The organism is Mesorhizobium sp. M8A.F.Ca.ET.165.01.1.1, assembly GCF_004792065.1.
Classification (GTDB): Bacteria; Pseudomonadota; Alphaproteobacteria; order Rhizobiales; family Rhizobiaceae; genus Mesorhizobium.
In genome coordinates this window covers 161,012-174,117 of sequence record NZ_SRTH01000003.1, presented here as the reverse complement: position 1 = coordinate 174,117, position 13,106 = coordinate 161,012, and the positions used below count along the sequence as shown (strand labels likewise).

At 64.0% G+C, this 13,106-nt stretch carries 10 protein-coding genes; 6 read left to right on the top strand and 4 right to left on the bottom strand.

Going from position 1 to position 13,106, the window contains the following annotated elements; all coding sequences use genetic code 11:
- The 3 genes from EN808_RS10105 to EN808_RS10095 form a co-directional block, all read right to left on the bottom strand.
- Nucleotides 1–1,434 carry a UbiA family prenyltransferase gene (locus EN808_RS10105; protein ID WP_135915700.1) on the bottom strand — a complete coding sequence of 478 codons (1,434 nt, stop codon included), beginning with the start codon at nucleotides 1,432–1,434 and terminating at the stop codon, nucleotides 1–3.
- A gap of 225 nt (nucleotides 1,435–1,659) precedes the next feature.
- A complete protein-coding gene (locus EN808_RS10100) occupies nucleotides 1,660–1,923 on the bottom strand; it encodes a hypothetical protein (RefSeq protein WP_127277681.1) in 264 nt (87 codons plus the stop codon).
- A gap of 206 nt (nucleotides 1,924–2,129) precedes the next feature.
- Nucleotides 2,130–4,616 (bottom strand): mechanosensitive ion channel family protein, encoded by a 2,487-nt coding sequence (locus EN808_RS10095; RefSeq protein WP_135915699.1) that lies wholly within the window; start codon nucleotides 4,614–4,616, stop codon nucleotides 2,130–2,132.
- 189 nt (nucleotides 4,617–4,805) lie between these two features.
- Here EN808_RS10095 and EN808_RS10090 point away from each other — a divergent pair, with 189 nt between their 5' ends.
- From EN808_RS10090 to EN808_RS10070, 5 genes are all read left to right on the top strand, one after another.
- Complete coding sequence (locus EN808_RS10090) at nucleotides 4,806–6,065, top strand: sarcosine oxidase subunit beta (protein ID WP_135915698.1); 1,260 nt, start codon at nucleotides 4,806–4,808, stop codon at nucleotides 6,063–6,065.
- A gap of 9 nt (nucleotides 6,066–6,074) precedes the next feature.
- On the top strand, nucleotides 6,075–6,371 hold the full coding sequence (locus EN808_RS10085) for a sarcosine oxidase subunit delta (protein ID WP_027145874.1): 297 nt from the start codon (nucleotides 6,075–6,077) through the stop codon (nucleotides 6,369–6,371).
- Complete coding sequence (locus EN808_RS10080; RefSeq protein WP_135915697.1) at nucleotides 6,368–9,361, top strand: sarcosine oxidase subunit alpha; 2,994 nt, start codon at nucleotides 6,368–6,370, stop codon at nucleotides 9,359–9,361. The genes EN808_RS10085 and EN808_RS10080 overlap by 4 nt, the downstream gene beginning before the upstream one ends.
- Nucleotides 9,354–9,941, top strand: coding sequence for a sarcosine oxidase subunit gamma (locus tag EN808_RS10075; RefSeq protein WP_135915696.1), 588 nt, complete (start codon nucleotides 9,354–9,356; stop codon nucleotides 9,939–9,941). Before EN808_RS10080 ends, EN808_RS10075 begins: the two co-directional genes overlap by 8 nt.
- A gap of 170 nt (nucleotides 9,942–10,111) precedes the next feature.
- Nucleotides 10,112–11,554 (top strand): MFS transporter, encoded by a 1,443-nt coding sequence (locus tag EN808_RS10070; RefSeq protein ID WP_135915695.1) that lies wholly within the window; start codon nucleotides 10,112–10,114, stop codon nucleotides 11,552–11,554.
- A 28-nt stretch (nucleotides 11,555–11,582) separates the two neighbouring features.
- Here the strand turns inward: EN808_RS10070 and EN808_RS10065 are convergent, their stop codons facing one another.
- On the bottom strand, nucleotides 11,583–12,287 hold the full coding sequence (locus EN808_RS10065) for a nitroreductase (protein WP_189524085.1): 705 nt from the start codon (nucleotides 12,285–12,287) through the stop codon (nucleotides 11,583–11,585).
- 171 nt (nucleotides 12,288–12,458) lie between these two features.
- Between EN808_RS10065 and EN808_RS10060 the strand changes: the two genes are divergently transcribed.
- The gene (locus EN808_RS10060) at nucleotides 12,459–13,055 is read left to right on the top strand and encodes an XRE family transcriptional regulator (protein ID WP_189524084.1); all 597 of its coding nucleotides are present in this window, start codon (nucleotides 12,459–12,461) and stop codon (nucleotides 13,053–13,055) included.
- Nucleotides 13,056–13,106 lie beyond the last annotated feature (51 nt).

Sequence of the window (13,106 nt, the reverse complement as noted above, 5' to 3'; positions counted from 1 at the left end):
CTACCAGCCCCCGATGACCAGCAGCACGGCGCCGATCGCTACCACGATCTGGCTACGCCAGTCGCGTATGATGAAGACGACCGGGTCATCGTGCATTTCGTCGCGGCGCGCCAGGATCCAGACGCGCATGGTGAGGTAGAGCACGATCGGCGCCAGCGGCCAGATCAGCCAGGGATGCGGATAGAGTTCGCGCACCGCGACGCTGTCCATGTAGAGCGCCAGCACCAGCGCCGAGGAGAAGGCCGAAGCCATGCCGGCCTGGGCGACGATCTCCTGGTCTTCGGTGCGATAGCCGCGGCCGGCAATGCGTTCGCCTGGCGGAATGGCGGTGGTGCGCAATTCGACGAAGCGCTTCACCAGCGCCAGCGACAGGAAGAAGAAGATCGAGAAGGCGAGCAGCCAGAACGAGACGTCGACGCCTGTGGCGGCCGCGCCCGCCAGCACACGGATCGTATACAGCCCGGCGAGCGTCAGCACGTCGACCAGCAGCATGCGCTTGAACGACAGCGAATAGGCCGTGGTGACGACCATATAGGCACCGAGCACCCCGAGGAATTCGATCGGCAGAAGGCAGCCGGTGCCGACGCCGATCACCAGCAGCACCGCGATCGCGCCAAGGCCGAACGGGATCGACAGCGCGCCGCTGGCGAACGGCCTGTTGCGCTTGGTCACGTGCTTGCGGTCGAGCGCAAGGTCGAAGAAGTCGTTGAGTATATAGATCGCCGAGGCAACGGCGCTGAACGAGACGAACGCCAGCAGGCATTCCCAGATCATGTTGGAGTTGAAATATTCGTGCGACAGCATCATCGGCACGGCGATCAGCGAATTCTTCAGCCATTGGTGGACGCGCAGCATCTTGATGACGGTCCGCAATGTCGGCTTCGGCGCCGGCATCGTTTCGGCGCCATGCGCCGCTTGCCAGCGCGCGGCATGACGGTCCGGCGCCACCACAATCGCGCTGCGCGCCGCGTCGAAGACCTGGAGGTCATGGCGGCTGTTGCCGGCATAGTCGAAACCGGCATCGCCATAAGCAGCGAGGAGCGAGGCGCGCTTCTTGCCCGAAGTAAGATTGTCGAGGCCGTCAGTGGCCAGCACCCGGTCGAAGATGCCGAGATGGACGGCAACGGCATCGGCGAACTTGCGCGGCGTGCCGGTGGCCAGCACGAGCTTGCGGCCTTCGGCGTGCTCGGTGCGGAGCCGGTCGAGCAGCGGCGCCCGATAGGGCAGCATGGCGGGGTCGATGTCGACGCGCTGGGCGATCGCCTGCTTCAGCCGCGCCGGTCCGCCGGCCGCCCAGAAAGGCACCAGGAAAAGATAGAGCGGGTTCTTCTTGAGGAGGATGAACAGTCCTTCCCACAAAAGGTCGGTCGCGATCAGCGTGCCGTCGAGATCGACCGCAAGCGGTATTGCGTTCCTGTCCGACCGCGCGTCCATGCCCGTCCTGCCCTGCCAGCATATGATCCGGAAACCGGAACCCGTTGAGCGCCGTATTTCGGCGTCTTGGACAGTGGTATAGCGGGGGATCGCCTAGCGAACGTTAAAACGTACGGTTGCAGACGGCTGCCGCGGCGGTATTTCCGGCGTCATTGTTAAGCAACAGCTAGCGGAAACGATAAAAGGCCGGACAAATGCCCGGCCTTTCCAACCATGCCACGGAGATTACTTGATGCGGGCGACGCCGCCGGAAATCTCGATGGTTTCCGAACCGGTCAGGGCTTCAAGGTCACCGTTCGGCAAGGTGACGAAGCAGCCGTTCTGGCAGAACTCGACGGTTTCACCGCCGGCCAGGGCAAGCTCGGTCTTGCTGCCGCCCTCGGTCACGACCAGCGTGCGGGTCTCGGCGTCCTTGTTGACCGCGCTGGCGGCATGGGCCGAGCCGCTCACGGCGAGCAAAGCCACGGCAGCGACGAGAGACTTCCACATTTGCAGTATCGGTGTTCCCACCGCCTCTGTTGCATTTCACAAGGCATTTTCGCCTTTGCATGGGAGCTTATATGAGATGAAAGCTGAACCGCAACTGAATGCCGCATTCATGCCGCAATTGGCTTTGGCTTTTGCCCACCCCGTTAACCTGGCCACCCGGCACGATATGATGCCGAAGGCGCCGCCCGGCAGGCCGGATCCCGGGCCTAGTCCGGATCGGGCTTCTTGGACTTGCGCGGCTTCGGCAGCTTTTTCGCCTCCGCCTCGGCTTGCGCCTTGGCCTCTTCCTGCTCCGCGAAATCGGCCTCGATCTTGTCGTCATCGGTTGGCCAAGCCTGGTGCTTCTTGGCCTCGACGACCGCGCGCGGCGTGGAAGGAATTTCGATGTGCTGGTCGTCGAACTTCTCCAGCACGGTGAAGCGGACGTCGTTCTGCACGATGTTGCCGTTCATCACATCGGCCAGGAACACACGAATCTCGAATTCGAGCGCGGCGGGTCCGAAATTGGAAAACAGCACGAAAGGCTCGGGATTCTTCAACACCAGCGGATGGCTGCGCGCGATATCCAGCAGCACGGCGTGGACCTGCTTGACGTCGCTGCCATAGGCGACGCCGACCTTGATGTCGATGCGGCCGAGCTTGTTGCGGTGCGTCCAGTTGCCGACGGCGTTGTTGATCAGGTTGGAATTGGGCAGGATCACCGACTGCCGCTGGAAGGTCTCGATCTCCGTGGCGCGCACGCTGATCTTCTTGACCGTGCCGCTGACGTCGCCGGCCACGATCCAGTCGCCGACCTTGAACGGGCGCTCGGCCAAAAGGATCAGGCCGGAGACGAAATTGGACACCACATTCTGCAGGCCAAAGCCGATACCGAGGGAGAGAGCACCGGCGACCAGCGCCAGGCTGGAGAGGTCGATACCGGCGGCCGAGATGCCGACCAGCGCCGCCAAGGCGACGCCGGCATAGCCGACCGCCAGCCGGATCGAGTTGCGCACCCCGGTGTCGACCTTGCCGCGCGCCATGACGGAGCCGTCGAGCCAGCCCTGGAACCAGCGCGTCAGGAAATAGCCTATAACGAAGACGACGATGCCCGACAGGATGCCGGTGACCGAAATCGTCACCGAACCGATATTGATGCCGGTTGCGAGCTTATATGCCCACGCCTCGATATCGCCGGGCTGGAAGCCCCACATCAAGAGGATCAGCGGCAGGAACACCAGCACGATCATCAGGTTGATGGCGATGCTGACGACAAGGCCGAGCTGGTCGAGTGCGGTGTCCTCGTAGCTGGAATTGGCCGACAGCCAGCGCCCGACCGACGTGTTGGCGAAAGCGCCCTCCTCGCCGATCGCCTGCGCCGACAGGAAGCCGATATAGGCTGTTATCAGCGCGGTGCCGGTGACCACGACCTGCAGCGATACGAACAGCGCAAGGCCGATATAACCGAGCAGCGCCGCGATGATGGTGAAAAGCCCGAGCCCGAGCGAGGTGTAGCGCAACCATGCCGGCCATGGGCGCCAGCTGCCATCACGCGCCTTGAACGGCCTCAGCATCGCCATCAGGATCAGGATGACGCCGACGATGATGGTGGCGACGAAACTGCGCGCGATGGTCAGCGACAGCGGCGACCCCATCTTGTCGTTCACGATCGACAGGAAGGTGTTGAAGCTGATGACCACGGCCATGGCGGTGGTCAAGCGCACCAGCCAGCGCGCCGGCCCGGTTTCGACGGGGATGAGGCGCCAGTTGGGCAAACGCGGCTCGAGTGCCGCGTTGGTCAGCCGGTTAACGCAGAACACCACGCCGATGACGGCGGCCAACGCATTGAGGAAGAGGCCAATGTCGCCGCGCAAGACGTTGTAATAGTTGAAAAAGAAGATAGTCGAGCCGAGAAAGGCGGCGACCGCCAGCGTCGGCAGCAAGGTCGACCAGAAGGCGACCGAAAGACGGCTGAGATAGGATGGGTCCTCATTGCTGGGATCGGCCTCGAACACCCGCCCGAACAGGCGTCGCCCGCCGACCAGCAGCACCAGCGCCAGGCCGAGCGCCACGAAGGTCGCCGCCAGGATGGCCTGGAACTTGAACTTGATAGCGAAGCTCAGCCAGGACGACACAGCCTTGTAGAAATTGCCGAACTCGTCGCGCGCATCGGAAAACACCTGCGGACTCAAGGCGTCCGAGAGTACGTAGCGCTTGGTCAAAAGATTGCGGAACAGCGCGCTGCGCATGTTGCCGATCTTGTCGATCAGCCCGCTGATGCGGATCGACAGGTTCTGTGCGCTGGCGACGACCGCGTTGATCTCGGCCTTCTCCGACGCCAGCGCCTGGCGTTCGCCGGTCACTATGTCGGGCTCCTGCGGCTGGCCTGCCGCCGGCGGCGGGCCCAGCACCTCGATGCGATTGTTGATGTCGGTGAGGCGCGAACGGAATGCCAGCGCACTGGTGAGTGCCGACCGCGACAGATCCTCCAGTTGCAGACGGATATCCACGAGCGAGGCATCGTCCTCACCGTCCTGCTGTATTTTCTTCTCGAGATCATCGGTTTTGGCTGTCAGGCCCTGGATGACCTTCTGCTGATCGGTGACCAATCCGGCGGCGCCCTGGCCGAGCGCTTGCGCCATCGCCTCGAACGAAGGCGGCGCCGAAACGACAAGCGCGAGGATCAGGATGAGGCGAAGCAATCGAAAAAGCATGATCTGTTGGCGACTCACGGAGCGCAAAGGCAATTCAAAAAAAGCCTGTCCTTGATAAAGACGGCCATATCATGGGGCAAGCCGTCGCATCGAGGCGTCGGCCAGTCGAAAGGCCATGGCGCAATATTGGCTTTGCCGATGCGGCCTGCTCTATAGTCTGCCGCATCGCCCGCAACGGACACCTTACACATGGCAGAGTACTCGGCCCTTTCGCTGCTCGCGAACGCGCTCAAGGGAAACAAGGACTGGAAGCCGGCCTGGCGCAAGCCGGATCCGAAGGCATCCTACGACGTCATCATCATCGGCGGCGGCGGTCACGGCCTGGCGACCGCCTACTATCTGGCCAAGGAACACGGCATCACCAATGTCGCGGTACTGGAGAAAGGCTGGCTGGGATCCGGCAATGTCGGCCGCAACACCACGGCCGTGCGCTCGAACTATCTGCTGCCGGCCAATACCCGCTTCTACGAGCATTCGATGAAGCTTTGGGAGGGCCTGTCGCACGAGCTCAATTACAACGTCATGTTCTCGCAGCGCGGCTGCCTGAACCTGGCGCACACGCCGGCTCAGTTCGACGACTACGCGAGGCGCGGCAACGCCATGCGCCATCTCGGCGTCGACGCGGAATTGATGACGCCAGCCGAGATCAAGCGCCTGATCCCGGCGCTCGATATCTCCAATGATGCACGCTTTCCCGTGGTTGGCGGCCTGATGCAGCGGCGCGCCGGCACCGCCCGGCACGATGCGGTTGCCTGGGGCTATGCGCGCGGCGCCGACCGCCGCGGCGTCGACATCATCGAGAATTGCGAGGTCACCGGCTTTCTGCGCGACGGCGACCGCATCACCGGCGTCACCACCTCGCGCGGCGATATCAGGGCCAAGAAAGTGGCGGTCGCGGTGGCCGGCAGCACCGGCCGCGTCATGCAACTGGCCGGCGTCGAGACGATGCCGATCGAAAGCCATGTGCTGCAGGCCTTCGTCACCGAATCGCTGAAACCTTTCATCGACACCGTCGTGACCTTCGGCATGGGCCATTTCTACATGTCGCAGTCCGACAAGGGCGGCCTTGTCTATGGCGGCGACATCGACGGCTACAACAGCTACGCCCAGCGCGGCAATCTGCCCATCGTCGACGAGGTGATGAGCGAGATGCTGGCGCTTTTCCCAGGCCTTGCCCGCGTGCGCATGCTGCGCTCCTGGGGCGGCGTCTGCGACATGTCGATGGATGGCTCGCCGATCATCGCCATCGGCCCCCTGCCCGGCATGTATCTCAATTGCGGCTGGTGCTATGGCGGCTTCAAGGCGACTCCTGCTTCCGGCTGGTGCTTTGCCTGGACCATCGCCAAGGACCAGCCGCACGATTTCAACGCCCCTTTCACGCTCGACCGCTTTCATCGCGGCCTGGTGATCGACGACAAGGGTCAGGGCGCGAACCCGCGGCTTCATTAGGAACATTCCGTGCTGATCACTTGCCCCTACTGCGGCCCACGCGACGTCATCGAGTTCACCTATCAGGGCGACGGAAACCGCGAGCGTCCCGACCCCGCCTCGCAGAATTTCGAGGCCTGGAACGCCTATGTCTACGACCGGCTGAATCCGGCCGGCGACCACAACGAGATCTGGCAGCATTCCGGCGGCTGCCGGGCGCATCTGAGGGTTGTGCGCAACACGCTGACGCATGAGATTTCCAGTGTCGCCTTCGTGCGCGGCGATCACAGCTCGGCCGCGCGCCGCAAGGCGGAGGACAAGCCATGAGCCCGCGCCGCACCGACACCGGCGGCCGCATAGACCGGCTGAAAACGATCCGCTTCACTTTCGACGGCGTTGCCTATACCGGGCATGGCGGCGACACGCTGGCGTCCGCGCTGCTGGCCAATGGCGTCACGCTGTTCGGACGTTCCTTCAAATACCATCGGCCGCGCGGCCTGCTGAGCGCGGGCGTCGAGGAGCCCAACGCCCTGGTAACGGTGCTGAAGGGCGAAGTGCGTGAGCCCAACATCCCGGCGACCATGGTCGAGATCCATGACGGGCTGATCGCCGTCAGCCAGAACCGTTTCCCCTCGCTCACCTGGGATATCCATGCCGTCAACCAGCTCGGCGGCAAGATCCTGTCGGCCGGCTTCTACTACAAGACCTTCATGGGTCCGGTTATCGGCCCGCTGAAAGGCACGCGCTTCTGGATGTTCTGCGAGCATTTCATCCGCCGCGCCGCCGGCCTTGGCAGCGCCGGATCGGCAAAGGACCCGGCCCGCTATGAACGCATGAACGCGTTTTGCGACGTGCTTGTGGTCGGCTCCGGCCCGGCCGGGCTGATGGCCGCCAAGGCTGCCGCCGATCAAGGCGCACGCGTTGTCCTGGCCGATCTCGAGCCGCGTTTCGGCGGTTCGGGCAACTGGTCGGGCGAAACCATCGATGGCGCACCGGCGGCTGAATGGGTGCGGCGCACCGTCGCCCAGCTCGAGGCCCGCGACAATGTCCGGCTTCTGCCGCGCACCACGGTCTGGGGTTACTACGACAACAACACGCTTGCCGCGCTCGAGCGGGTCAGCGACCACAAGGCGCAGCCCGCAAAGGGTGAGCCGCGCCATCGTTACTGGGCGATCCGCGCCGGATCCGTGGTGCTGGCCACCGGCGCCTTCGAAAGGCCGCTGGTGTTCCCGGGCAATGACCGGCCCGGCGTGATGCTGGCGCACGCGGCGGAGCGCTACGCCAACGAATTCGGCGTGCTGCCGGGGCAGCGGGTGGTGGTGTTCACCAACAATGACAGCGCCTACCGGTCGGCGTTGGCGCTGAAGCAGGCAGGTGCTGCGATCGTTGCCATCATCGACGTGCGCCCGCAGCCCTCCGCCGAGATGAGTGCCCTGGCCGGCGAAGCCGAGGCGGAATTGCTGTCCGGCCATGCGGTGGTCGCCACGGAAGGCGGCAAGGCCTTGTCCGGTCTCAAGGTCCAGCGTTTCGACATGGTCGCCGGTGCGCTGAGCGGCGATGCGCGCAGCGTCCATGCCGATTGCCTGCTGATGTCGGGCGGCTGGTCGCCGACCATTCATCTGGCCAGCCAGGCCGGCGCCAAAGCGGAATGGAACGCCGCCCGGCAAGCCTTCCTGCCGCCCAAGCCGACACAAAACTGGATCGGCGCCGGCGCCTTCACCGGCAGCTTTTCGACGGTCGAGGCGATCGCCGAAGGACGCGCCGCAGGCCTTGCCGCGGCCGGAGGAACAGGCACGCCGGCGGCGCTGCCCACTGTCGAGGCAACTCCTGGAGACCAGGATCCCGCCCCTGTGTTCGAAATCAAGGGCAGCGGCAAGAGCTTTGTCGACTTCCAGCACGACGTCACGGCGGAGGATGTCCGCCTGGCGCATCGCGAAGGCTTCGTCTCTGTCGAGCACCTGAAGCGCTACACCACGCTCGGCATGGCCACCGACCAGGGCAAGAGCTCCAACATCCCCGGCCTTGCCATCATGGCGGAAGCGCTCGGCAAGCCGATCCCGGAAGTCGGCACGACCCGCTTCCGGCCGCCCTTCGCGCCGGTGTCGATCGGCTCGCTGGCAGCCGAACGTTTCGGTGACCTCAAGCCCGAGCGGCTTACGCCGATGCATGACTGGCACCTCGCCAATGGCGCGACCATGTATTCGGCCGGCCTCTGGTACCGGCCGATGATCTACGGGCTTTCAGGCGAGACTGTCGAACAGGCCTATGTGCGAGAAGCCAAGGCGACGCGCGAAAGTGCGGGCATGGTCGATGTCTCGACACTGGGCAAGATCGCCGTGCAAGGCCCCGACGCGGCCGCGTTCCTGGACCGCGTCTACACCAACATGTTCTCGACGCTCGCCGTCGGCAAGGCACGCTACGGGCTGATGCTGCGCGAGGACGGCTTTGCCTTCGACGACGGCACCACCTGGCGGCTGGGCGAACAGGATTTCCTGATGACCACCACCACGGCCAATGCCGGCAAGGTGATGCAGCATCTGGAATATTTCCTCGACGTGATCTGGCCGGAACTCAAGGTCCATGTCACCTCGGTGACCGACGAATGGGCGGGAGCCGCGATAGGCGGCCCCAAAGCGAGGCAGATTCTCGCGGCCTGTGTCACCGGCACGGCTGTCGACAATGCGACGCTGCCCTTCATGGGCATCGTGCACGGTGAGATATCAGGTGTGCCGGTAATGATTTGCCGGCTATCCTTCTCCGGCGAAATGGCCTTCGAAGTCTATTCCGGCGCCGGCCACGGCACCCATGTCTGGGAAGCCTTGGTCGAGGCCGGCAAGCTGTTCGGGCTGGTGACCTACGGGCTCGAGGCGCTGGGCACGATGCGCATCGAGAAGGGTCATGTCACCGGCGCCGAGATCGATGGCCGCACCACGGCGCGCGACCTGCATCTCGACTGGATGCTGTCGAAGAAGAAGCCGTTCATCGGCTCCGCGATGATGGACCGGGAAGGCCTCGTCGCGTCCGAGCGGCTGGAACTGGTCGGCCTGATCGCGCTCGACAACCGGCCGCTCAATGGCGGCGCGCATATTGTCGAGGAAGTCGACGAAGCCAATCCGCACGGCTCGATCGGGCACATCACCGCCTGCTGTTATTCGCCGGCGCTCGGCAAGCATATCGCGCTGGCGCTGGTCAAGGGCGGCAAGGCCAGGCACGGCACGCGTGCCCATGTCTCCGACCCCTTGCGCAACCGCTTCGGGCCCGTGGAGATCGTCTCCAACCACTTCTACGATCCGGAAGGGACCCGCATGCATGGCTGAGCGTCAATCGCCCCTCGAGCCTGAATTCCAAGTCGGCTCGCACGGCAATTTCGAACATGGCGTCGAGATCCTGCTCACCGAAACCAGGCCGGGCTCGATCGTGCAACTCGCGGCATGGCCTGGCGAAGAGAAGAAACTGATGGCAGCGATCCGCGCCGTCAGCGGGCTCGCTCTGCCGGACGGCGCCGGCGGCGGCTTGAGCGACGGCGCGAAGTCGGTGTTCGGTTTCGCACCGGGAAAATTCACCGTGGCCGATGAGGCCGAAGGATTGGCCGCGGCCTTCGCCAAGACGGTGACGCCGGCCATCGGCACCGTAACGGACCTGTCGCATGGCCGCACCGCCATCCGCATTGCCGGGCCGAAAGCCGAATGGGTGCTGTCGAAATTCTTCGCCATCGATTTCGCCCTGCCGGCCTTCCCCATCGGCGCTGGCCGCTCGACCACCCACCACGACGTCTTCGCCCAGATCCAGCGCACCGGTGCGGACCAGTTCGATATCTATGTCTTCCGCTCCTTCGCCCGTTCGTTCTGGAAGGCGCTCTGCCACGCCAGCGAGGAAGTCGGCTACGAGGTGCAATAGGCGGTGCGGCCGGCTGTGCCCATTGCCGCTGCTTCTGGCCTCAATACCGGCCGGTTCTGCCGCTAGAGAATCCTGCCGCGGGCGCCCATGATGGAAAACATGGCCGCCCAACGGTCCAAGGGATATGAAAATCCCGTCTCAAAGTCGGCATATTTGGTTCGAACATCCCCATGACCGCTGAACTATCCGCCGGCGCCGCCGATCGCGCCGATGTGCCGGCCAGAGCCTTGCTCCTGCTGCCGCTGACGGTCGCCTGCGGCGTGTTCATGACCAGCCTCGACCAGAATGTCGTGGTGACGGCGCTGCCGGGCATCAGCCAAAGCCTTGGCCGTCCGCCGAGCCAGCTCGGGCTGCTGATCACCGTCTACGTCGCCAGCCTGATCATCTCCATGCCGCTCGGCGGCTGGGCGGCCGATCGTTTCGGCCTGCGCAACGTCTATTGCTTCGCCTTGCTGGTGTTTGCCGCTTCATCGGCTCTGTGCGGGCTCTCGAACGACATCTGGATGCTGGTCGGCGCCCGCGCGCTGCAGGGTTTCGGTGGCGCACTGATGGGCACGCTCGGCCAGGTCGTCATCCTGTCGACCTTCCCGCGCAGCCGGACCTTGAAGATCAACATGTATATCTCGCTGGCCGGCCAGTCCGGGCCGCTGGTCGGTCCGCTCGTCGGCGGCGCGCTGACCACCTACATCTCCTGGCGCTGGATTTTCTTCATCAACGTGCCGTTCGCGCTCGCCGCCGCAATCCTTGCCGCCTCACTGTTCCCGACAATGACCAAGCCCGTGCGCACGCGGTTCGATTTTCCAGGCTTTGTGCTGGTCGGCAGCGGCATGGTGCTGCTGGTCTTCGGCATGGACTCCCTTGCGGCGAAAGACGCCGCCAGCGGCATGATCGCGGCCGAGCTTGCGCTGGCGCTCATCATCCTGACGGCCGCCTCCTTCTACTGCCTGCGTGTGCGCAATCCCTTGCTCGATCTCAAGCTCCTGCGCATCCGCACCTTCCGCATCTCCTTCCTTACCGGAGGCGGCCTCGACACGATCGGTCTCAGCTCCGTCGTCTTCCTGCTGCCGCTGATGTTTCAGCTCGGCTTTGGCATGAGTGCGGTGCAGGCGGGATCGCTGACCTTCCTTGCGGCGGTCGGCTCGGTAGGTATGCGTTTCTTCATGCCACGCCTTCTCAACCGTTTCGGTTTTCGCCGCGTGCTGGTCTTCAACACGCCCGTGGTTGCCGCCATGGTCGCGGGCTTCGCCTTGATCCAAGCAACGACCCCGGTCTGGATCACGCTCACCTACATCTTCGTCTTTGGCGTCTTCCGCTCGGTGCAATGGGCTTCGACCGGCAATCTAGCCTATTCCGACATCGCGCCCGAGCAGCTCGCCCGCTTCAGCGCGCTCTATTACATCCTGTGGCAGCTGGCGGTCGCCATCAGCGTCGGCCTCGCGGCCGCGATGCTGTCGTTTCTCGCCGGCGGCGGGCCGGCCGTCGCCAGCGATTTCCGGATCCTGTTCGTGATCGAGGGCATCATCACGCTCTGCGCGCTGCTTGCCTATCTCAAGCTGACGCCGCAGGACGGCGCCCATGTCAGCGGCCACGGCGCGCACATGAATACGGAATAGCGGCCCTGCCCCGGTTGGCGGCCGAGACCTATTCGCTGAACGTCACCCATTCCTCGAGCGGCTCACGATCGGTGCGGAAGGCGTTCTCGGGCTTGGAAGTGTCTTCATAGCCGAGCGCCATGCCGCAGACGACGATCTCCTCGTCGGGAATGCCGAGCACCGGCCGGATCTGCCGGTGATAGGGCGCGAAGGCCGCTTGCGGACAGGTATGCAGACCCCTGCCCCGCGCCGCGACCATGATGTTTTGCAGGAACATGCCGTAATCGATCCACGACCCCTGGTTGAGCCGGCGGTCGATGGTGAAGATCATGCCGACCGGCGCATCGAAGAAGACGAAGTTGCGGTCGTGCTGGGCGCGCATCTTGTCGACCTCCCGGCGGCCTATGCCGAGTGCGCCATAAAGGCCGAACCCGTTGGCACGGCGGCGGGTGAGATAAGGCTCGAAGAACTGGGTGGGATAATAGCGATATTCGTCCCAGTCGGCTTTTTCCGCGCGGATGCCGGAATTCATGATGGCATTCGTGATCCGCTGCTTGGTCCCGCCCTTGGTAACGTAGACTCGCCACGGCTGCATATTGGTGCCGGAGGGAGCGCGCGCCGCAACAGTCAGTATGTCACGGATCGTCTCGTCATCGATCATGTCGGGCAGAAATGCACGCACCGAACGGCGCGACATGATCGCGTCGTCGACGATCTCGGCATCAACCGTGATTCGAGCCTTCTTTTCCAGCATGGGCCGTCCCTTAGCCGTTGTGTCGATCGGACGTCCCCACTCGCCGCTCGCGGCGGAGCCTTTGCATGAACCGTCAAAATCCTGCAAGCAAATCTTGAGCATTGGTGAAAATCTACTTGATTTTTTCATGAGCTTGATTTCTCATGAAATTCGACTGAAAATTTTCATGAAGTGAGCGATTTGGTCTCCCCTACCGCACGAACATTACAGGGACCTGACGAGCGAGTCCTGGCCGGCGATATCAGGGCCTTGCGCCGGGTGCGCGGACTGACGCTGGCCGAGATCGCGCTGAAGCTCGGCCGCTCGGTCGGCTGGGTCAGCCAGGTCGAGCGCGGCCTGTCGACGCCATCGCTCAGTGATCTCCGGGCCTTTGCCGACCTGTTCGGCGTGCCGATCAGCCTGTTCTTCAGCCATGACGTACCCGTGGAGAGCGAGCGCGGCGTGGTGGTGCGCGCCGGCAAGCGCCGCACGCTTGGCACCAGCGAATCCGGTCTGGTGGAAGAGCTTCTGTCACCGGACCTCGGTGGTAGCTTCGAGATGGTGCGGTCGGTCTTCGCGCCGGGAGCGGAGTTGAAGAACGAGGCCCGCCGGCCGACCGAGGAGGCCGGATACATCGCGTCCGGGCAGTTCGACATCGAAATAGCCGGGGTCTGGCACCGGCTTGGCGAAGGCGACTCCTTTCGCTTCGAAGGCAAGTCTTACCGCTGGCGCAATCCGGGTAGCGAGCCGGCTGTTGTCATCTGGGTGGTTTCGCCGCCGGTCTATTGATTGATGAGTGGATGTCGCCGGAACCGTGCAGCGGTTTTGCGACGGCGACAC

What these genes read in the sequence shown, in the direction of transcription:
- EN808_RS10105 (WP_135915700.1), bottom strand. Translation starts at nt 1,434, where the DNA reads ATGGACGCGCGGTCGGACAGGAACGCAATACCGCTTGCGGTCGATCTC.
- EN808_RS10100 (WP_127277681.1), bottom strand. Translation starts at nt 1,923, where the DNA reads ATGTGGAAGTCTCTCGTCGCTGCCGTGGCTTTGCTCGCCGTGAGCGGC.
- EN808_RS10095 (WP_135915699.1), bottom strand. Translation starts at nt 4,616, where the DNA reads ATGCTTTTTCGATTGCTTCGCCTCATCCTGATCCTCGCGCTTGTCGTT.
- EN808_RS10090 (WP_135915698.1), top strand. Translation starts at nt 4,806, where the DNA reads ATGGCAGAGTACTCGGCCCTTTCGCTGCTCGCGAACGCGCTCAAGGGA.
- EN808_RS10080 (WP_135915697.1), top strand. Translation starts at nt 6,368, where the DNA reads ATGAGCCCGCGCCGCACCGACACCGGCGGCCGCATAGACCGGCTGAAA.
- EN808_RS10075 (WP_135915696.1), top strand. Translation starts at nt 9,354, where the DNA reads ATGGCTGAGCGTCAATCGCCCCTCGAGCCTGAATTCCAAGTCGGCTCG.
- EN808_RS10070 (WP_135915695.1), top strand. Translation starts at nt 10,112, where the DNA reads ATGACCGCTGAACTATCCGCCGGCGCCGCCGATCGCGCCGATGTGCCG.
- EN808_RS10065 (WP_189524085.1), bottom strand. Translation starts at nt 12,287, where the DNA reads ATGCTGGAAAAGAAGGCTCGAATCACGGTTGATGCCGAGATCGTCGAC.